Raw genomic sequence first — 19,447 nt, 5'->3', positions numbered from 1 at the left:
GGGTTCTTTGGTCGCCGAGTTATTTCGCGGGGAGTTGTGGTGGCGCACCAATATCCATTATCCGCCAGTACATTGAGCAACAGGAAACACCGAGTTAGTTAAAAAACCGCGCCTTATATCCCCGACCTGAAGGACGGGGTTTTACGGTGCTTTGGATAAGCTGATTTACAGCTGACCCTCTTTTTTGCGGATCAAATAACGATAAGGTGTTGCTTGCGTCTCTTGCTGTAATAGGTCATGTTCCATAAAACGACAAAAACCGGGAATATCACGCACTGTAGCCGGATCATCAGCAATCACCAACAGTGTTTCCCCCTGAGCCATATTTCTTATGGTTTTACGCACTAACATAACAGGCTCAGGACAACGTAGTCCTAAGGTATCTAATGTTTTTGTCGCATCATCAAATTGGGCATTCATTGTATTAACCATTTTTTCGCACTAACAGATAGCACTATTATATCTCGCTTTGCCTCGTACATCACGGCACATTCATCAACTTCACGTTGAGTTATCGCCGATCTTTGCTTTTGTTGCGCAACAAGAGTATGATGCGCATCCTCTCCTGATGAGAGAAAATCATACGTTTTATTGGGTTCCCTCACCCCAATCACTAAAAAGGTACAATTTATGTATAGGTTTACCTCCCGCCAAAAAGCGGCGGCGCTATTATGGCTTTCGTTATTTCATATATTGATAATTACTTCTAGTAACTATCTTGTTCAATTGCCTATTTCTATTTTTGGCTTCCATACCACATGGGGTGCATTTACTTTTCCATTTATTTTCTTAGCGACAGATTTAACTGTTCGTATCTATGGAGCCCCTCTGGCAAGACGCATTATTACTGCCGTTATGATACCGGCATTAGCTATTTCCTACCTAATATCAACACTCTTTTTCCAAGGAAGTTGGCAAGGTTTTGCCTCACTCAATGATTTTAATATCATGGTGGCAAGAATAGCGACAGCAAGCTTTATGGCGTATGTGTTAGGACAAATTATGGATGTTTCTGTCTTTAATCGTTTAAGACAACAACAAAAATGGTGGGTTGCACCAAGTGCAGCGATGTTTTTTGGTAATTTCTTAGATACTGTTGCCTTCTTTTTTATTGCCTTTTATCGCAGTACAGATGCGTTTATGGCGGCCAATTGGGTCGAAATAGCGCTTGTGGATTACACTTTTAAATTGACGATTTGTATGCTGTTTTTCTTACCGGCCTATGGCGTATTATTGAACTTTATTTTGCGCTACTTTTTTGCACAAGAAAATCAACAACAAAGCTATGCTCAAATCCGTCCTTAGCTGATTGACTCCCCCAATAAGGCTTTATTCTTTGCACAATAAAGCCTTAGCTTACTTTTACCAATACCTTGATCTACCGGCAATAAATACCATTATTTAGCATAATAAGTGAAGACACCGCACTACTATTGATGAATGATAAAGAGTAAGACTTTTATTGCCTAGCAATACAAAAATTAACCCGTTTCAATATAATATTTTTATTATCAATTAAACTATTAATAGTATTCTGGATCATCTCAGCTTTTTTCCATCTCGGTTAAGATGATATTCCCCGCCATAAAGATTTTTTACTCTTTTGAAGATAGTAGGAGTCTATTATGTTAAAAGTTATTCAATCCCCAGCGAAGTATATCCAAGGGCCTGATGCGTTATATCATATTGGGAAATATACAAAACCTTTGGGTGAGAGAGCATTGATTATCGCTGATAAGTTTGTCATGGATCTGGCTGGCAGCATCGTCAAAGACAGCATGACACAGTATGAAGTCAATGGACACTTTGAACAGTTTCACGGTGAATGTACACATAAAGAGATTGACCGCTTAGTTGAGATAGCCAAACAACAAGCCGCTCTTGTTATCATTGGTGTTGGGGGAGGAAAAACCCTTGATACCGCCAAAGCCGTCGCCTATAAATGCCAGTTACCTGTGGTGATCTCTCCTACTATCGCATCAACCGATGCCCCTACTAGCGCACTTTCTGTTATTTATACAGAATTAGGCGCATTTGATAGCTATCTTTTCTACCCGAAAAATCCTGATATCGTTGTTATGGATACCAATGTGATTGCCTCAGCACCACCACGTTTATTAGTGGCAGGGATGGGAGATGCCTTAGCGACCTATTTTGAAGCAAGAGCCTGTAGTCGAGCACAAAAGCAAACAATGGCTGGAGGTAAAACCACCCTTGCAGCACTGGCATTAGCAGAGCTTTGTTATCACACCCTACTTGAAGATGGCTATAAAGCCAAACTGGCCGTCAGCCGTAGTGTGTGTACTACTGCGGTTGAAAATATTATCGAAGCAAATACCTTTTTAAGCGGTATTGGTTTTGAAAGTGCCGGATTAGCCGCCGCACATGCAATACATAATGGTTTCACTGCATTAGAAGAGTGCCATGCAATGTATCACGGTGAAAAAGTCGCCTTTGGTACTCTAGTTCAACTAGTGCTAGAAAATAGCCCGTTAGAAGAGATCGAAGAAGTACTCGATTTCTGTGTTCAAGTTGGCTTACCTGTTACCTTAGAAGAATTAGGCGTACATGCTACAGGTGATGAATTAAATGAAAAAATCATGGCTGTCGCAGAATTAAGCTGTGCAGAAGGTGAAACAATTTACAATATGCCATTTGATGTTGATTCCGATAAAGTGTTTGCGGCGATTATGGCAGCAGACCAATTAGGGCGTGAGTGGTTATATTAAGGATTAATATTAATGGCGCCAACAGGGTGCTCTGTACCCTGTTGACTCACGATGTGATGTAAAGTAATAAAAAAGGGAATAAAAGGTCGACTTTTATTCCCAAATTGCTTGTTATTGTGATCAGTGACTACGTTATTGTTATCTGATTAATTTTTTCTACAATGCCCGAGCTAATAAGCTAATTGGGTGTTCACATTTTTTGGTTGTTGACATTTCTATTTGCCATTTACAGGTTTCGCAATCTGTAATGACTAAATCACAACCACTCTCTTCAATTTGACGGAATAATCCCGCCCCAATGCCTTGCGCAACATCGTAGTTCTCCGATTTAAAACCATAAGTACCGGCAATACCACAACATTGTGAATCTAATACAATCACTTCTACCCCAGGAATACGTTTGATTAAATCAATGGAGTAAGCCGCCCACCCCATTTTTTCCATATGGCAAGGGGTATGATAAACCACTTTTAATGGGGTATGTTTTAATGGTAATTCACGCCCTTCTTCCAATAACCGATAAATATAACGTGTTGCTAATTCTATATTTTCCCGTACTTTTGAAGTATCAATATCTAGAATATGTTCATATTCATCACGAATAGTGAAAGTACAAGTAGAAGATGTAGCAACAACCGGAATGTTGTTCTCCACAATTTTTTCTGTCAGAGATTCAAGGTTTACGGTGGCTTGTTTTTTCGCTTGTTTCACAAAGCCGTTGGCAATTAATGCAACACCACAACATTTTTCACGTTTTAATAGTTGAACACCAATATCCATTTTATTGAATACTTTAACTAAATCTTTCCCTAATTGAGGGTGATTGTAGTTAGCATAGCAACCGTGGAAAAACGCAACCTGATCTTTAAAGCGTGCTTGCTCTTCAACCTGTTTTTTCATCCATGTTCTAAATGTACCAAAAGAGTATTTGGGTAATTCACGACGATGGTCGATTTTAAGCGCTTTATCCAAGATTTTACGTACTGGTTTTAATCCGGTAATAGTGTTAACAATCGGCGCCATTGGCGTAGAGAGCGTTCCCATTAAATCAGTATGACTTAAAATAGCATCACGAATTTTAGGTGTTTTAGGATTGTAGTTAAGTTTAGCACGGGAAATGATATCCCCTATTTTTACATCTGAAGGACATGCCACTTCACAACGTTTACAGTTAGTACAGTATTTCAGTGCTTCATCATAAAGCATGGGATCTTTTAAGCGTAAACGCTCACCATCAGGGCCTGCTTGTTTAGGTCCTGGATAGAGTGGATTGACCTTTGCCACAGGACAATAGGTCGTACAAACTGTACATTTAATACAACTTTCAAAACTGGTATCTTGTAAACTCATAGTACTGCCTCCACAGCCGCAGATGTGGTGTGCTGCGATTTATCACTCTGTAATATTTGTTGAGCTGCATAGAGTGCACTTATCATGGAGACACCTGCACCACAGCCTTCGTTTAGAGGATCAAAACCACCTAAAAGCGCCCCCACCGCATAGACATTGTCTAACGCTTCACCATATTTTAACGGTCTTAATTGACTATCTGTATTAACACCAAATCGCATATAAGGCTGTTTGGCAAACACATTGACTTGTGTCCACTCATTACGCGGTAAACTTTCTAATAAATCTAATTCCATTAATGGCTCGTAAATACGATCAAATTCCGCAATTAAGCCATTATTGAAAAAACTGCCTGTGGCTAATACGACATGCTCGCTACGGATAGGGATATCAGTATGATTACGGGTATGAATACCGACAACCTTATTACCAACTAAATCGGCTTCTTCTGCGCGATCACCCGGCATGATCAAACCACCTGCTTGTTGAAAACGCAGTTTTAGTGCCTGATGTAGGCGAATACCTAATAATGAAGGCGGTAATGTCGGTAATAGACAAATTGGTTTACCCACACACTCTTGTAATAAATTAACTGGCGCTTCTTCATCTAGCCCGATACATGCAGGTAGTACAATTGCCTCAACACTATTATCTATGTGTTTAATTAATTCTTCTGCTAATGCTTGCGTGTTTTCAGGCTTATCTAAATAGCGCGCAATATTAATTGCTCTAAACTCACTTGGATTATCACGTAGTCTATCCAATAAAGGTAAATGAATGTGATAAGGAATGGCCTCAATACCTTGTTCATTTAAAGTACTACTTGCAAACTGAGGTTGAAAATCCAAGAATCCCTCAATCCCCACCACCGCTATTTTTTTCCATAGGAATGGTTGATTAACGCTATAAGTCGGCACACGCTGTGGGCTCATCCAACTCATACGTGAACGTCCAACCGGGGTAATACGGTAATGGTTTTCATCACCGTTACCTTTATAGTCTAAATTTCTCGTTGTTGATAACAGCGTTTGCGCTTGCTCTATCAATTGAGTGACATTTGCTTCACCAATACGACTATATGGATGCTCTGGTGCTTGTTGTGCCAGTGTTGATAACGCTTGTTTCGGATGAGAAACTGGCGTGCCATCGGGAAGATGCGTTAATAAATCCAGTGATCCAGATGAAAAATGTAACGCACTTTGTCCATTACTGATAATGGCGCAAGATTTGCCTGCTTCAGCAAGGCGGATCCCCGCAGTCAGCCCTGCTAATCCGCTTCCTATAATGATAACGTCAAATTTCATCATCGGCCTCCACTGAAGCTGTTTTATCAATCATATCGGCATCTAAGCCACATAAACCTTGGTACACCCAACTGGTAAACTCACTTTCACGTAACGCATTACCCCATGCGATAGGACGAATACCTTTCCAACGTTCATTTAGAAAATGAGCAAGTTGTTGTTCGGAGCCATGAGGCGTTGTGACTTGTAAACGATTTAATAATCCTGCTGCGCGACAAGCACATAACTCACCTTGGCAAGTTCCCATTCCCACACGAGTACGACGGCGTAAATCGAGCAAATTATTCACGGTTAAAGAATTCACTGCATAACGAACTTCACCGGCCGTGACCGCTTCACATTCACACACTAAGCTTTTATCAATACGCTCATTACTCAATAGTTTATTGGCTAAATCGCCATGACGATAAACCGCTGAGCCTCGAATTGGCGCCGGTAACGACACCACACTACGCAATGCTTGCTCTGCTGATTGGCGAGAGCCAGGCAGTGGCTCTTCAGCCGTGGTACATTTTGCTGAAATATTTAATTTCTCACAGATCTTGTTTGTGGCCCATTCAGCCATTAATCGGTAAGTCATTAATTTACCACCCGTTATGGTGATAAAGCCCTCGAGTCCATCCCGTTGTGCGTGGTCAAGTAATACAATACCGCGGCTCACATTACGACCAGAAGGATCATCGTCGCTAGCCACTAAAGGACGTACACCGGCATAAGCACGTAAAATACGAGTTTGAGCCAGTTTAGGTGCCAGCATTGAACCTTCGCGGATCAGGATATCAACCTCTTCAGGGGTGACATACATATTGTCGATTTCATCATAAGGAACGCGAGTTGAGGTGGTTCCTATTAATGAGATGGTATCGCCAGGCACTAAAATATCGGCATCCGCAGGCTTACGACAGCGGTTGATCACCATATTATTAATACGGTGTCCTAAAATCAGTAATGCCCCTTTTGCTGGGAACATGCGGACTTTTAAATCACCATATTCTGCAATTTTTTGTCCCCATATTCCTCCCGCATTGGCCACTATTTGTGCGCGGATCTCATACATATTTTTAGATTGATGATCATAAACACGTACACCTTTCACACGGTCGCCTTCACGGATCAAGCCCATCACTTCATGATAAGTGAGCACTTGCGCGCCATGTTCACGTGCATCTAACATATTGGCCGCCGTTAAGCGGAAAGGATCAACCGTACCATCAGGTACTTTAACCGCACCAATAAGATTAGGATTCACCGAAGGCTCTAAGCGAATAGCTTCTTCAGGTGAAATGGCTTGAGCATCAATACCTGCCGCTTGGCAAGATTGAATAAAGGTTTGTTGGAATTCTAACGAATCTTCAGGGAGAGTAATAAAAAGGCCATCCGTTTTTTCAACACAATGACGAGCGACCCGTTTTAAGATCATGTTTTCTTCTATACACTCACGCGCTGATTCCGGATCGGTCACTGCATAGCGTGCGCCACTATGTAATAAACCATGGTTTCGACCGGTTGCACCGGTTGCGATATCGTGTCTTTCCAGTAGGATACAGCGTAATCCACGACGAGCACAGTCTCTTGCCATGCCTGCCCCCGTAGCTCCACCGCCGATAATAATGACATCTGTTTCTGTCACTGGTGAACCGCTCATCATAGAGATGCCCTCTCACATTACATTCAGCAAACGCTTAATTATTCTTTAACGTTAATTATAGTGTATAAGATACACAAAAAATGTGGTTAATGTTTGATAATGAGCAAAAACGAAAGAGAAACGCTCATGAGTGAAAAATTAAAACGACATATGTGATACTAATCACAAATTATTTACCAGAAAGTGTTTCATAAAGTTAACATATCACTCAAAATTACACATCTTGAAAAATTATTCGACAACTGAGTATTACTTCACAGTAAATTTGCTTCAACAAGTTTACTATTACGTTCGTTAAAGAAAATTTTTTGATTCCTTTGTTGTTCGTTTTGTCATTGTTTAATATCAACATATTAAAATAAAAGCCATCGGAGGCTAATATGTTAAGTCTGTTTAGACCTGCGCCACATAAAGCGCGTCTGCCAAAGGAACAGATAGATCCTGTCTATCGCCGTTTACGTTGGCAAATCTTTATGGGGATTTTCTTTGGTTACGCTGCTTATTATTTAGTAAGGAAAAACTTCGCTTTAGCAATGCCTTACCTCGTTGAAGAGGGATTCTCTAAAGGGGATCTGGGTTTTGCTTTATCAGGGATCTCGATTGCTTACGGTTTCTCTAAGTTTATCATGGGGTCATTCTCTGACCGTGCTAACCCGCGTTACTTCTTACCCGCAGGTCTTATTCTTGCATCCATTGTGATGTTAATTATGGGCTTTGTGCCATGGGCAACTTCGAGCATTATGATCATGTTCGTGCTGTTGTTCCTGTGTGGTTGGTTCCAAGGTATGGGTTGGCCTCCTTGTGGACGTACCATGGTTCACTGGTGGTCACAAAAAGAGCGTGGCGGTATCGTCTCTATTTGGAACTGTGCTCATAACGTCGGTGGTGGTTTACCGCCATTGCTGTTCCTGTTAGGTATGGCATGGTTTAACGACTGGAAAGCAGCATTATATATGCCAGCATTCGCGGCTATTTTAGTAGCGATGATTGCGTTTGCATTAATGCGCGATACACCACAATCTTGTGGTCTACCTCCTATCGAAGAATATAAAAACGATTATCCACCTGATTATAAAGAAACAGACGAACAAGAACTGACAGCAAAAGAAATCTTTATGAAGTATGTTTTCCCTAACAAACTTCTGTGGATGATTGCAATTGCTAACGTATTTGTTTACTTACTTCGTTACGGCGTATTGGACTGGTCTCCGACTTATCTTCGCGAAGTCAAAGATTTCGCCATGGATAAATCCTCATGGGCATACTTCTTATATGAATACGCAGGTATTCCAGGCACACTGCTGTGTGGTTGGATGTCAGATAAAGTGTTCAAAGGTAACCGTGGTGCAACTGGGGTATTCTTTATGACCTTAGTAACCATTGCCACTATCGTATTCTGGATGAACCCAGCAGGTAACCCGAACATTGATATGGCATGTATGTTAATCATTGGTTTCTTAATCTATGGTCCTGTTATGCTAATTGGTCTGCACGCCCTTGAATTAGCGCCGAAAAAAGCTGCGGGTACCGCAGCAGGCTTCACCGGTCTATTCGGTTACTTAGGGGGTTCTGTTGCGGCAAGTGCTATCGTAGGTTATACCGTTGACTACTTCGGTTGGGACGGTGGCTTTATGGTCATGATCGGCGGTAGTGTATTATCTGTTGTGTTATTACTTATCGTGATGATAAATGAAACCAAACACAAACGTGAAATGTCACAGAAGTATGAATAATCATTAACTGATTATTTATGAAATTGATTAAATCTCATCTCTAAAAATCAAGCCACATCAACTTTCTGATGTGGCTTTTTTATTGCCAACTGTACATAGCTTTATTGTACGAAAATGAAAATGGAGCAACTTTATGAGTACACCTTTCAAACTGAAACCGTTAGTGGCGGGCGTTCTTTTAACTCTATCTTTAAGTACAATCGCACAAGCAGCAAGCGATAAAGTAGTGATTGCCCATCGTGGTGCCAGCGGTTATTTACCTGAACACACCTTACCTGCCAAAGCACTCGCCTATGCACAAGGTGCCAATTATCTAGAACAAGATCTGGTGATGACAAAAGATAACCAACTGGTTGTCTTGCATGATCACTATCTCGATCGTGTCACCGATGTTGCTGAACGCTATCCAGACAGAGCAAGAAAAGATGGCCGTTACTATGCTATCGATTTTACTCTTGATGAGATCAAAGGACTGAAATTTACCGAAGGTTTCGATATTGTTGACGGTAAAAAAGTCCAAAGTTATCCAAATCGTTTCCCAATGGGAAAATCCGATTTTCGAATCCACACTTTCCAAGAAGAAATTGAGTTTATCCAAGGCTTAAACAAATCAACAGGACAAGATATTGGTATTTATCCTGAGATCAAAGCACCTTGGTTTCATGAACAAGAAGGGAAAGACATTACTAAAAAAGTTCTCGAAGTCTTAAAACAGTATGGCTATACCCAAAAGAGCGATAATGTTTATCTACAATCCTTTGATCCTAACGATCTAAAACGCATTAAAACAGAATTAATGCCACAAATGGGGATGGATTTAAAACTGGTTCAGTTAATCGCTTATACCGATTGGAATGAGACATATGAAAAACAACCAGATGGCACATGGACAAACTACAGTTATGACTGGATGTTTAAACCTGGCGCCATGAAAGAAATTGCGACTTATGCTGATGGCATTGGCCCTGATTATCATATGTTAGTAGAAGAAGACTCGACACCAGATAAAATCACCTTAACCGGTATGGCCGCCGATGCTCATGCCAACAAGTTAACCATTCATCCATTTACGGTACGAGTGGATAAACTACCTAAATATGCCAAAGATGGCGATCAGCTTTATGACATTATTTATAACCAAGCGGGTGCCGAAGGGGTATTTACTGATTTCCCTGATTTAGGGGTTAAGTTCTTACAAAAACAAGCTAAATAACCTTTATTTCTGTTATCCTGCTCTTATCAATAAAGGGCAGGATAATTTCCCTTGAGTTGCTCTGCTACTCTCACCGTATCTCATAGTGAAAATCGCTCCGATTATCCATACGCTTTACTCGTTTGTTATCACAGTATATTGTGTTTTAGGCTAATTTTATGCTCGTTTAAATGCTCGTTTACCAATTTTTCGTATTTTTCCATATTATTCATATTAAAAAAGAGAGCCTAAACTCTCTTTTTAATCTGATTAGCAAATAAATTATGCTCTATAAACAGGGAAAGCAATCACATCACTAATGCGCTCAACACCGAGTGCGAGCATAATCAGGCGATCAACGCCTAAAGCAACCCCTGAACATTCAGGTAATCCAGCTTCAAGCGCAGCTAAAAAACGCTCATCAATAGGTTGTTCAGGTAATCCCATGGCAACACGTTGACGATTATCACGTTCAAAACGAAGACGTTGCTCTTTAGCATCCGTTAATTCACGAAAACCATTTGCTAACTCAACACCTTTAAAATAGACCTCAAATCGCTCTGCAACACGATGATCTTCTGAGCTAATTTCAGCAAGGGAAGCTTGTGAAGCAGGAAAATGATAGATAAAGGTTGGTTTTTCAAGACCAATATGAGGCTCTACACCTGACACAAAAAGTAATTGCAGTAGCGTATCTCTATTTTCTTCTGTGTCAGCAATATTTGATAAATCAAGCTTTGCCGCAACCTCACGTAACTTTTCTTTATCTGCAGATAAAGGGTCGATATCGAGATAGCGCAAAAAGGCTTGTTGATATGAGAGCGATTCAGACGCTTCACAATCAAGCACTTCTTGTAATAAATCATCGACTTCATTCATCAACCGGTACATATCAAAACAAGGTCGATACCATTCAAGCATCGTAAATTCCGGATTATGATATCTACCGGCTTCCTCGTTACGGAAGCAACGCCCCATTTGATAAATTGGCCCACTGTTCGCCGCTAATAGACGCTTCATATGGTATTCAGGACTGGTCATTAAATATAACTTTAGCCCTTGAGAAGCACCAGGCCCCACAAATTGGGTTTCAAATGGGCATAGATGAATATCGGTAACGGTAGCCTGACTCATCATCGGTGTTTCAACTTCTAAAACACCACGATCAGCGAAAAAACGCCTAATATTACTGACAATTTTCGCCTTTTTCAGTAAGTTGGCGATTGAGGCGCTTGGCTGCCAATCCGCGATTTCACTCATGAACGAAAAACTCCAACAGAAAACAAAGCGTGCAGTTTACTCGCATCCTCTTCAACAGACAAATTTCTTCCAGAAAAGATGTACCATATTTTCATTCCCACCAATTATATTGATTAAATATCGACAAACATATAAATACAATCAATACAATTCTACAAATCATCTACTTTTTTGCGTTTTTTCGTCACTAGCAATAGCACGTCTATCCCAAGACAATAACGATAACAACTTTTTATGCCACTAATAGCGCAGCGGTGTATCAAAAATAAAAATTAGAATAATTCTCTTTCTCAATTAAGTTCAACAATAAACTCATATTTTTCTTATATAAAATAAGTCTATTTTTTATCAATTTTAAGCACTATTTAATATTTAGCGCCGTTAAGTTTGATGGCTATTATAATCTTTAAGAGATTTTATTAATATTTTATTAACAATTAATAAGACAAATCGATTTGTTTTAGATAAATAGTAAAAGTTTATTTTAACTATTTGTTTATATTTTTATTAAATTATATTAAAACAGCTTAAAGATAATTTATTTTACCTTAAAAATCAGTCAATAACAAAAAACCATTGTTCTTTGTAATTCAAATTATCTATACTTTAAAAACGAATTATTCATTGCTAACTTTATTTTTATTTTAGAATTAAATATTTTATTTTATGCTCAAGTTTATCTGGTTAATTATTAGTAAAACCGAGAATTCTTGGTGTAGATCACACTTTTTTTGTGAAATACGGGAAAACCATCATTCATATCAAATTTCCGTACCTTACATTTCGTTATACTAAAATTACAGTCAATGATAATAACGATGTTATCAAGCGTAGTCACAAGGCAGTGAAACATTTTCGTTACGGATAGCTTAAAAAAATAGCATTACTAAATTAATAATGTCAGTGAATTGAATTCTAGACAATTATTCCAATTTTCACTTGAACAATGGAGAAGCGCAGTGCAAACCTTTAATGCCGATATAGCGATAATCGGAGCCGGGGGCGCAGGCTTACGAGCAGCAATTGCTGCAGCGGAAGCAAATCCTCAACTGAAAATTGCTCTGATCTCAAAAGTTTACCCTATGCGTAGCCACACTGTGGCAGCAGAAGGCGGATCAGCAGCAGTGACTCAGGCTCACGACTCCTACGACTTTCACTTCAATGATACCGTTTCTGGCGGTGACTGGTTGTGTGAGCAGGATGTCGTTGATTACTTCGTTGAGCATTGTCCAACAGAGATGACTCAACTAGAACTCTGGGGCTGCCCTTGGAGCCGTAAAGAAGACGGGTCAGTCAACGTCCGACGTTTTGGTGGGATGAAAATCGAACGGACTTGGTTCGCCGCCGATAAAACCGGCTTCCACATGTTACACACCCTGTTCCAAACCTCTTTAAAATACCCACAAATTCAACGTTTCGATGAACATTTCGTTCTCGATATCCTTGTTGATGAAGGCCACGCTCGTGGTGTTGTTGCTATTAATATGATGGAAGGGACGAAAGTTCAAATTCGTGCTAATGCTGTCATTATGGCAACAGGTGGCGCAGGTCGCGTTTATCGCTTTAATACTAATGGCGGTATCGTTACAGGTGATGGTATGGGGATAGCCTTACGTCATGGCGTGCCACTGCGTGATATGGAATTTGTGCAATATCACCCAACTGGTTTACCGGGCTCAGGTATTCTGATGACCGAAGGTTGCCGTGGTGAAGGGGGTATTCTGGTCAATAAAGATGGTTACCGTTATCTACAAGATTATGGCCTAGGACCAGAAACACCATTAGGTAAACCCGAAAATAAATATATGGAATTAGGTCCTCGCGATAAAGTTTCTCAAGCATTCTGGCATGAGTGGCGCGCGGGTCGTACCATTAAAACTCACCGTGGTGATGTCGTGCATCTTGATTTACGTCATCTGGGTGCGAAAAAACTTCATGAACGTTTACCATTCATTTGTGAACTGGCAAAAGCGTATGTGGGTGTTGATCCAGTTAATGAACCTATTCCAGTTCGTCCAACTGCACACTACACCATGGGTGGTATCGAGACTAATCAGCGCACAGAAACACGTATTAAAGGTCTGTTTGCGGTGGGTGAGTGTTCATCTGTCGGCTTACATGGCGCTAACCGTTTAGGTTCTAACTCACTGGCTGAACTTGTAGTATTTGGCCGTCTTGCTGGGGAAGAAGCTGTTCGTCGTGCCCAAGAAGCAACCCCTGCTAACGCATCAGCATTAGATGCACAAACTCGTGACATCGAAGACAATCTGAAAAAACTGATGAACCAAAAAGGTTCTGAAAATTGGGCTCAGATCCGCGATGAAATGGGTGAAGCCATGGAAGAAGGTTGCGGTATCTATCGTACACCTGAATTAATGCAAAAAACCATTGATAAACTGACTGAACTAAAAGAACGTTTTAAACACGTAGAAATTAAAGATACCAGTAGCGTCTTTAATACTGATTTACTGTATAAAATTGAGCTTGGCTTTGGTTTAGATGTCGCTGAATGTATGGCGCATTCTGCATTCAATCGTAAAGAGTCTCGTGGTGCACACCAACGTCTTGACGAAGGTTGTACTGAGCGTGATGACGTGAACTTCCTTAAACACACTCTGGCATTCTATAACCCAGAAGGTGCACCGCGTTTAGAATATAGCGATGTGAAGATCACCAAATCTGCTCCTGCTAAACGTGTCTATGGTGGTGAAGCGACTGCACAAGACAAGCAGAATAAGGAGAAAGCGAATGGCTGATGACATGAAGCACGTTAAGATGGAAGTCATGCGCTATAACCCCGAAACGGATGATGCGCCTCATTTCGTCACTTATGATGTGCCTTACGATGAGCAAACCTCATTATTGGATGCATTGGGTTATATTAAAGATAACTTAGCGCCAGATCTGTCTTACCGTTGGTCTTGCCGTATGGCGATTTGTGGCTCTTGCGGCATGATGGTTAACCGAGTCCCAAAATTGGCTTGTAAAACCTTTATGCGTGATTACCCAAATGGGGTGAGAATCGAAGCGTTAGGTAACTTCCCTGTCGAGCGCGACCTTGTCGTCGATATGACTCACTTTATTGAAAGCTTAGAAGCGATTAAACCTTACATCTTAGGGAATGATCGCAAGCCTTCAGAAGGTCCAAATAAACAGACTCCTGCTCAAATGGCGAAATACCACCAATTCTCTGGTTGTATCAACTGTGGTTTATGCTATGCAGCATGTCCTCAGTTTGGTTTAAATCCTGAGTTTATTGGTCCTGCAGCGATTACGTTAGCACAACGTTACAATACCGATAGCCGTGACCATGGGGCTAAAGAGCGTATGCCTCAATTAAATAGTGAGAATGGCGTCTGGTCTTGTACTTTCGTGGGCTACTGCTCTGAAGTCTGTCCAAAACATGTGGATCCTGCTGCGGCTATTCAGCAGGGTAAAGCAGCCAGTGCGCAAGACTTTGTCATTGCCATGCTGAAACCACGTTAAGGAGGAAACAAGACATGACAACAAAACGTAAGCCTTATGTTCGTGGTATGCAGCCAAACTGGTGGACGAAACTCGGTTTCTATCGTTTCTACATCACCCGTGAAGGAACTTGTCTACCACAACTTTGGTTCAGTCTGGTTGTACTGTTCGGTGTATTTGCACTGAAAAATGGACCAGAAAGTTGGGCGGGATTCGTTGGATTCCTAAGTAACCCAATAGTGATGCTGATTAATATTGTGACCCTTATCGCAACGGTATTCCATACGGCCACTTGGTTTAAGCTTGCACCGAAAGCCGTTAATATCGTCGTTAAAGATGAAAAATTACCACAAGAGCCTATCGTTCGTGGTTTATGGGGTCTAACCATCGTCGTGACTGTCGTTATTCTGGCAGTGGCGCTAATTGTTTAACCCAGGAGGAAATAATGAATCAGAATCAACTTCCTAAGCGCTCTGATGAACCTATTTTCTGGGGATTATTTGGTGCAGGTGGTATGTGGAGTGCGATTGTCTCTCCAGCAATTATTATCCTGCTCGGTATTCTAATCCCGATGGGTATTGCGCCAGAAGCATTTACTTACGATCGTATCATGGCATTTAGCCAAGGTTTTATTGGTCGTATTTTCTTACTGCTAATGATTATTCTGCCAGTTTGGTGTGCATTACACCGTATTCACCATACGTTGCACGATTTTAAAGTGCATGTACCTGCTAGTAATTGGGTATTTTATGGTGCTGCAGCAATTATTAGTGTTATCGCAATTATTGGTGTTTTTACACTATAATCGCTTGATAAATAAAATTAAAGCCACTCATTGAGTGGCTTTTTTTATCGCTAAACTGTGTGAATATTACTGACAATTAGCTCGCCAATTTCAAACCAATAATACCGAAAACAATCATCGCTAAACTCAATAAACGATAAATATTGGCGGATTCACCAAAAACGATAATACCAAAGATAGCCGTACCAACGGCACCAATACCGGTCCAAATGGCGTAAGCCGTACCCGCAGGTAAGCCTTTCATCGCATACGATAACATCCCCATACTCACGATCATCGCACTGATCGTAATAATACTTGGTGTTAAACGGGTAAAACCATGAGTGTATTTAAGACCAACCGCCCACACAATTTCTAATAGGCCAGCGACAAAGAGAATTATCCAAGACATAAACTACCCCTATTGATAATTGGGGTCGTCCCCTGAATATACAGATTAAAAAGCTGGGTCGTCCCAGCCTTTGAAAAGTGAAAATAGAGTATAAGAAAAAGTCAGCAACCATGCAAATAGTATTAAATTTGCTCAAGCACGTTTAGCTGTACTTTCCTCACCATAGAGAAAAGCACTCACATCGTCTTCGACTTCCCCCATCGCCATCAATGCGTTAAGGGTTTCTTGTGCTTCTTGTTCGTTAACGATACTCATGGCAAAACCCACATGGACTAATACCCACTTACCAATCATCGTATCAGGCTCGCCTTCACAAACTAATGCGATATTCACTTCACGCTTAACACCACAAACATCGACCAATGCATTTTCAGTGATGGTTTTTCCCACTTCAACAACTTGACCTGGAATACCAAGGCACATAACAACCCCTATTCGATCTCTATTTGTTTTATGCGCATTGCATCGTCATTCTCAACCCGCAAATTTTGACTACCACAAGCAGGACAACCTGCATTAAAAGTCGAAACAGTCACCACTTGATGGCAATCCCAACACCATGCTTTAGCAGGGATAACCTCAATATGTAGCTGGCAACCTTGTGCGATAGTATCTCGACAAACAATATCAAAGCAAAACTCAAGTGCAGAGACTTCAACACAAGATAGTGCGCTGATCTCCATCCAAACGCTTTTTACTTTTTGCGCATTATTTAATTTAGCTTGTGAGTCAATTATCTCAAATGCGCTCTGGCAAAGCGTGATTTCATGCATGTCTATACCTTACTTGAAGCAGGATAAATAATAGCAACTATAGTATCAGGACATAGTTGCTTTATTCTTGATCTTAGAACAATAAATCAGCGCCTGTTTCAAAAGCCGCTTTACGACGACGCTCTTTAACCATATCTTCAAGTGCATCTCTATCAATACAGACTAATGCCTGCGTTGGGCAGACCTCAACACAAGCAGGACCTTCAGCACGGTGATGACATAAATCACATTTATTGGCTTCTGCTTTAAATGCTTCAATCGTATTGAGAGCGGTTAATTTACGCATAACCGGACGAGAAACCACTTCCATAGTGCCATAAGGACAAGCCAAGACACAGGTTTTACAACCAATGCATTTATCCTGATCGACATAGTAATAATCTTTATTATGAATAATGGCACCATTAGGACAGACATTGGCACAAGGAGCATCTTCACATTGATGGCAGACAACTGCGGTACTAATTGAAAAGCCTTTCACCACATGAATGCGTGGTTGGAAATTTTGCTCACTAATTTGGTCGATTGCTAAATTATCTTGGGAAGCTTGCTGATGTGAAACAACACATGCTACTTCACAGGTATGGCAACCAATACACTTTTTAGGGTCTGCAATGATGAAACGGTTCATCATATTCTCCTGCTGTTTGTTATATATAGCCGTTATATTGGCGATAAACGCAATTAATTATCTAATTTAGAATAACAATTAGGTATCTATATATTAGATATAGCATGGTTCATGCCAATCTATTTTTAAATTAACTAATCCTTATTTTTCAATTAAATAATTTGCAAATAAAAATGATTATTAATTAGGAAAATTATATTTCGTCAATTTATTCGACATTTTTGACGATCTAATCAATCGATATATAAATAAATATATATCGATTTGTTAAATTTATATTTTTTACTTTCCCGTTAAATAAGAAAATAGCGGTTTGGATCAAAAATGACTCAGTCATTGATATAAATTTATAATAAAGCGATTACAATATAGTTAATTTTTTAGGGCAATCGGTGGTGTCATGAAATTAAGCAGTAACAATGCTGAAACTATGGAGAGCCTTCGCAGTGAGCGGAATCAATATCGTATACTTGTCGATATTACAAATTCTGTATTAGCGCATCTAGACATGGATGGCCTCATTTCTGAAGTATCTAAAGAAATACATCGTTTTTTCGGACTTAATCATATTAGTCTGATGTTATGTCGTACTTCATCACAAAATAGTCATGAAGGTATTCTTTATTCTAGTCGTTATCAGACAGGAAAATCTGTCATTCGTCAACAACGTAAGTTCAGTAGCGCCAATAACAAAGCCGAAGAAATTATTCATCAAAACAAACCCGTTTTAATCGATATCAATAAAGAAGATCAAGACGATGTTTTGATTAAACGTCTCGTAAAACAAAATATGCAGACGGCTTTGTTATTGCCACTGGCTTTTAACCGTAAACCGCTAGGTTTATTAATCCTAGCGCATGAAATAAGTAGTGTTTTTACTGAAGAAACTTGTCAATTATTGCAACAAATTGCCGCGCGCATCGGGATTGCAATTGAAAATGCCGCCGCTTATGAAGAGATAACTCACCTTAAAGATAGCCTTAAGAACGAAAATATTTGGCTTAATGAACAAATAAATAGAAATGGTAGTTTTAGCGAGATTATTTATCAAAGCGATGCCATGCATAATGTACTAGAACAAATTGAGTTAGTCGCTCAAAGTGACAGTACTGTACTTATCTTAGGCGAAACAGGTACTGGTAAAGAGTTAATTGCACGAGCGATCCATCGTTTAAGTCATCGTAAAAATAAGACGATGATAAAAATGAATTGTGCAGCAGTACCTTCCGGTCTGTTAGAAAGTGACCTTTTTGGACATGATAAAGGCGCTTTTACGGGTGCAACACATGCCCATGTAGGTCGATTTGAAATGGCAGATAAAAGTACGCTTTTTCTCGATGAAATTGGCGATATGCCCATTGAATTACAGCCAAAACTATTACGGGTTCTCCAAGAGCGTGAAATCGAAAGATTAGGTGGTAATAAAGTTATTCCTGTGGATGTACGCTTAATTGCAGCGACCAATAAAGATTTATGTGAACTGACGGATGAAGGGGAATTTCGAGAAGATCTCTATTATCGTCTGAATGTTTTTCCTATTATTATCCCGCCATTACGGGAGCGACCTGAAGATATCCCCTTATTGGCAAAATATTTTACGCAAAAAATTGCCCGCCGCATGGATAGAAAAATAGACTGTATTCCAACACATGCTTTGGAGCAATTAACCCATTATCCTTGGCCGGGAAATGTACGAGAGCTTGAAAATATTATTGAGCGCGCGGTTATTTTAACTCGAGGCTCTACGCTAAATTTGCAACTAAAAGAGTTAAATATCAATAAACCATCTCGTTTAAAACAAGTGCTTTCGCAACCATCAGCCATAGAAAAAAAGATGCAAACTAGCGCACCTGAAAGTGATGATGAAGAGCGTGAGCGGATAATACAAGCCCTTAGAGAAACTAACGGTGTAGTGGCTGGTGCCAGAGGTGCGGCATTAAAATTAGGATTAAAAAGAACCACCTTATTATCACGTATGCAACGCTTAGGTATTTCCATTCCTGAAATTCTTTAGTTTTACGACCACTACAGCCGATATTGTAAAACGAGTGTAATTAATTTGTTACACTCGTTTTTTTCTGTCCATTGGCAACTTTTTTATCCCTATCTATAATTTTAGTGGTTATATTTCTTTAATTATTATCACTAGTTAATTAACGCTAACTT

20 protein-coding genes are annotated in these 19,447 nt (G+C 40.1%); 10 read left to right on the top strand and 10 right to left on the bottom strand.

Annotated elements, in window-relative coordinates; translation table 11 throughout:
- The coding region (locus ACYUCW_RS13775) for a transposase (RefSeq protein WP_170837719.1) at positions 1-98 on the top strand (98 nt) is incomplete at its 5' end.
- A 67-nt stretch (positions 99-165) separates the two neighbouring features.
- Here ACYUCW_RS13775 and tusA read toward each other — a convergent pair.
- Positions 166-420 (bottom strand): sulfurtransferase TusA, encoded by a 255-nt coding sequence (tusA, locus tag ACYUCW_RS13770; RefSeq protein WP_004245397.1) that lies wholly within the window; start codon positions 418-420, stop codon positions 166-168.
- Complete coding sequence (locus ACYUCW_RS13765) at positions 417-605, bottom strand: hypothetical protein (protein WP_242630274.1); 189 nt, start codon at positions 603-605, stop codon at positions 417-419. Before ACYUCW_RS13765 ends, tusA begins: the two co-directional genes overlap by 4 nt.
- 25 nt (positions 606-630) lie before the next feature.
- Here ACYUCW_RS13765 and ACYUCW_RS13760 point away from each other — a divergent pair, with 25 nt between their 5' ends.
- Both ACYUCW_RS13760 and ACYUCW_RS13755 read left to right on the top strand, forming a co-directional pair.
- Positions 631-1,305, top strand: a complete 675-nt coding sequence (locus ACYUCW_RS13760) for a 7-cyano-7-deazaguanine/7-aminomethyl-7-deazaguanine transporter (RefSeq protein ID WP_004245400.1) — start codon at positions 631-633, stop codon at positions 1,303-1,305.
- Positions 1,306-1,625: 320 nt separating this feature from the next.
- Positions 1,626-2,729 carry a glycerol dehydrogenase gene (locus ACYUCW_RS13755; RefSeq protein WP_004245401.1) on the top strand — a complete coding sequence of 368 codons (1,104 nt, stop codon included), beginning with the start codon at positions 1,626-1,628 and terminating at the stop codon, positions 2,727-2,729.
- Positions 2,730-2,885: 156 nt separating this feature from the next.
- Here the strand turns inward: ACYUCW_RS13755 and glpC are convergent, their stop codons facing one another.
- Genes glpC through glpA form a run of 3 tightly spaced genes read right to left on the bottom strand, consistent with a single transcriptional unit; the run spans position 2,886 to position 7,031 of the window.
- On the bottom strand, positions 2,886-4,079 hold the full coding sequence (gene glpC, locus ACYUCW_RS13750) for an anaerobic glycerol-3-phosphate dehydrogenase subunit GlpC (protein WP_004245402.1): 1,194 nt from the start codon (positions 4,077-4,079) through the stop codon (positions 2,886-2,888).
- Entirely contained in the window at positions 4,076-5,383 is a 1,308-nt protein-coding gene (gene glpB, locus ACYUCW_RS13745) for a glycerol-3-phosphate dehydrogenase subunit GlpB (RefSeq protein WP_049256171.1), read from the bottom strand. The genes glpC and glpB overlap by 4 nt, the downstream gene beginning before the upstream one ends.
- Positions 5,373-7,031: an anaerobic glycerol-3-phosphate dehydrogenase subunit A gene (glpA, locus tag ACYUCW_RS13740; RefSeq protein ID WP_004245405.1), complete on the bottom strand. Its 1,659-nt coding sequence runs from the start codon at positions 7,029-7,031 to the stop codon at positions 5,373-5,375. Before glpA ends, glpB begins: the two co-directional genes overlap by 11 nt.
- A 380-nt stretch (positions 7,032-7,411) precedes the next feature.
- Between glpA and glpT the strand changes: the two genes are divergently transcribed.
- Together glpT and glpQ are read left to right on the top strand one after the other, a co-directional pair.
- Positions 7,412-8,764: a glycerol-3-phosphate transporter gene (gene glpT / locus ACYUCW_RS13735; protein WP_004245406.1), complete on the top strand. Its 1,353-nt coding sequence runs from the start codon at positions 7,412-7,414 to the stop codon at positions 8,762-8,764.
- 133 nt (positions 8,765-8,897) lie between these two features.
- Positions 8,898-9,977 (top strand): glycerophosphodiester phosphodiesterase, encoded by a 1,080-nt coding sequence (gene glpQ, locus ACYUCW_RS13730; protein WP_460408802.1) that lies wholly within the window; start codon positions 8,898-8,900, stop codon positions 9,975-9,977.
- Positions 9,978-10,238: 261 nt separating this feature from the next.
- On the opposite strand, the gene epmA is transcribed toward glpQ, so the two are convergent.
- On the bottom strand, positions 10,239-11,216 hold the full coding sequence (gene epmA / locus ACYUCW_RS13725; RefSeq protein WP_004245408.1) for an elongation factor P--(R)-beta-lysine ligase: 978 nt from the start codon (positions 11,214-11,216) through the stop codon (positions 10,239-10,241).
- Positions 11,217-12,175: 959 nt separating this feature from the next.
- On the opposite strand from epmA, the gene frdA reads away from it, so the two are divergent.
- From frdA to frdD, 4 genes are read left to right on the top strand one after another with little or no spacing between them, the layout of a single operon-like run.
- The gene (frdA, locus tag ACYUCW_RS13720; RefSeq protein ID WP_004252782.1) at positions 12,176-13,972 is read left to right on the top strand and encodes a fumarate reductase (quinol) flavoprotein subunit; all 1,797 of its coding nucleotides are present in this window, start codon (positions 12,176-12,178) and stop codon (positions 13,970-13,972) included.
- Complete coding sequence (locus tag ACYUCW_RS13715) at positions 13,965-14,702, top strand: succinate dehydrogenase/fumarate reductase iron-sulfur subunit (RefSeq protein ID WP_004245410.1); 738 nt, start codon at positions 13,965-13,967, stop codon at positions 14,700-14,702. Before frdA ends, ACYUCW_RS13715 begins: the two co-directional genes overlap by 8 nt.
- Positions 14,703-14,716: 14 nt before the next feature.
- The gene (gene frdC / locus ACYUCW_RS13710) at positions 14,717-15,112 is read left to right on the top strand and encodes a fumarate reductase subunit FrdC (protein ID WP_004245411.1); all 396 of its coding nucleotides are present in this window, start codon (positions 14,717-14,719) and stop codon (positions 15,110-15,112) included.
- Between the two features lie 14 nt (positions 15,113-15,126).
- On the top strand, positions 15,127-15,486 hold the full coding sequence (gene frdD / locus ACYUCW_RS13705; protein ID WP_004245412.1) for a fumarate reductase subunit FrdD: 360 nt from the start codon (positions 15,127-15,129) through the stop codon (positions 15,484-15,486).
- 76 nt (positions 15,487-15,562) lie between these two features.
- Here frdD and sugE read toward each other — a convergent pair whose 3' ends face one another.
- From sugE to hydN, 4 genes are all read right to left on the bottom strand, one after another.
- Positions 15,563-15,877, bottom strand: a complete 315-nt coding sequence (gene sugE, locus ACYUCW_RS13700) for a quaternary ammonium compound efflux SMR transporter SugE (RefSeq protein WP_004245413.1) — start codon at positions 15,875-15,877, stop codon at positions 15,563-15,565.
- 132 nt (positions 15,878-16,009) lie between these two features.
- Entirely contained in the window at positions 16,010-16,300 is a 291-nt protein-coding gene (hybG, locus tag ACYUCW_RS13695) for a hydrogenase maturation factor HybG (protein ID WP_004245414.1), read from the bottom strand.
- An 8-nt stretch (positions 16,301-16,308) separates the two neighbouring features.
- Positions 16,309-16,650, bottom strand: coding sequence for a hydrogenase maturation nickel metallochaperone HypA (gene hypA, locus ACYUCW_RS13690; RefSeq protein WP_004245415.1), 342 nt, complete (start codon positions 16,648-16,650; stop codon positions 16,309-16,311).
- Between the two features lie 73 nt (positions 16,651-16,723).
- Positions 16,724-17,281 carry an electron transport protein HydN gene (gene hydN / locus ACYUCW_RS13685; RefSeq protein WP_004248867.1) on the bottom strand — a complete coding sequence of 186 codons (558 nt, stop codon included), beginning with the start codon at positions 17,279-17,281 and terminating at the stop codon, positions 16,724-16,726.
- Between the two features lie 400 nt (positions 17,282-17,681).
- On the opposite strand from hydN, the gene ACYUCW_RS13680 reads away from it, so the two are divergent.
- Complete coding sequence (locus ACYUCW_RS13680; protein ID WP_004245418.1) at positions 17,682-19,295, top strand: sigma 54-interacting transcriptional regulator; 1,614 nt, start codon at positions 17,682-17,684, stop codon at positions 19,293-19,295.
- Positions 19,296-19,447: the final 152 nt, after the last annotated feature.

This window comes from Proteus sp. MB838 (assembly GCF_054767435.1).
The sequence above is the reverse complement of the archived record's forward strand: the minus strand, read 5'-3'. Positions and strand labels throughout refer to the sequence as shown.

Excerpts from the sequence above, each read along its gene's own strand:
- tusA (WP_004245397.1), bottom strand. The coding sequence starts at position 420 with ATGAATGCCCAATTTGATGATGCGACAAAAACATTAGATACCTTAGGA.
- ACYUCW_RS13760 (WP_004245400.1), top strand. The coding sequence starts at position 631 with ATGTATAGGTTTACCTCCCGCCAAAAAGCGGCGGCGCTATTATGGCTT.
- ACYUCW_RS13755 (WP_004245401.1), top strand. The coding sequence starts at position 1,626 with ATGTTAAAAGTTATTCAATCCCCAGCGAAGTATATCCAAGGGCCTGAT.
- glpC (WP_004245402.1), bottom strand. The coding sequence starts at position 4,079 with ATGAGTTTACAAGATACCAGTTTTGAAAGTTGTATTAAATGTACAGTT.
- glpB (WP_049256171.1), bottom strand. The coding sequence starts at position 5,383 with ATGAAATTTGACGTTATCATTATAGGAAGCGGATTAGCAGGGCTGACT.
- glpA (WP_004245405.1), bottom strand. The coding sequence starts at position 7,031 with ATGATGAGCGGTTCACCAGTGACAGAAACAGATGTCATTATTATCGGC.
- glpT (WP_004245406.1), top strand. The coding sequence starts at position 7,412 with ATGTTAAGTCTGTTTAGACCTGCGCCACATAAAGCGCGTCTGCCAAAG.
- glpQ (WP_460408802.1), top strand. The coding sequence starts at position 8,898 with ATGAGTACACCTTTCAAACTGAAACCGTTAGTGGCGGGCGTTCTTTTA.
- epmA (WP_004245408.1), bottom strand. The coding sequence starts at position 11,216 with ATGAGTGAAATCGCGGATTGGCAGCCAAGCGCCTCAATCGCCAACTTA.
- ACYUCW_RS13715 (WP_004245410.1), top strand. The coding sequence starts at position 13,965 with ATGGCTGATGACATGAAGCACGTTAAGATGGAAGTCATGCGCTATAAC.
- frdC (WP_004245411.1), top strand. The coding sequence starts at position 14,717 with ATGACAACAAAACGTAAGCCTTATGTTCGTGGTATGCAGCCAAACTGG.
- frdD (WP_004245412.1), top strand. The coding sequence starts at position 15,127 with ATGAATCAGAATCAACTTCCTAAGCGCTCTGATGAACCTATTTTCTGG.
- sugE (WP_004245413.1), bottom strand. The coding sequence starts at position 15,877 with ATGTCTTGGATAATTCTCTTTGTCGCTGGCCTATTAGAAATTGTGTGG.
- hybG (WP_004245414.1), bottom strand. The coding sequence starts at position 16,300 with ATGTGCCTTGGTATTCCAGGTCAAGTTGTTGAAGTGGGAAAAACCATC.
- hypA (WP_004245415.1), bottom strand. The coding sequence starts at position 16,650 with ATGCATGAAATCACGCTTTGCCAGAGCGCATTTGAGATAATTGACTCA.
- hydN (WP_004248867.1), bottom strand. The coding sequence starts at position 17,281 with ATGAACCGTTTCATCATTGCAGACCCTAAAAAGTGTATTGGTTGCCAT.
- ACYUCW_RS13680 (WP_004245418.1), top strand. The coding sequence starts at position 17,682 with ATGAAATTAAGCAGTAACAATGCTGAAACTATGGAGAGCCTTCGCAGT.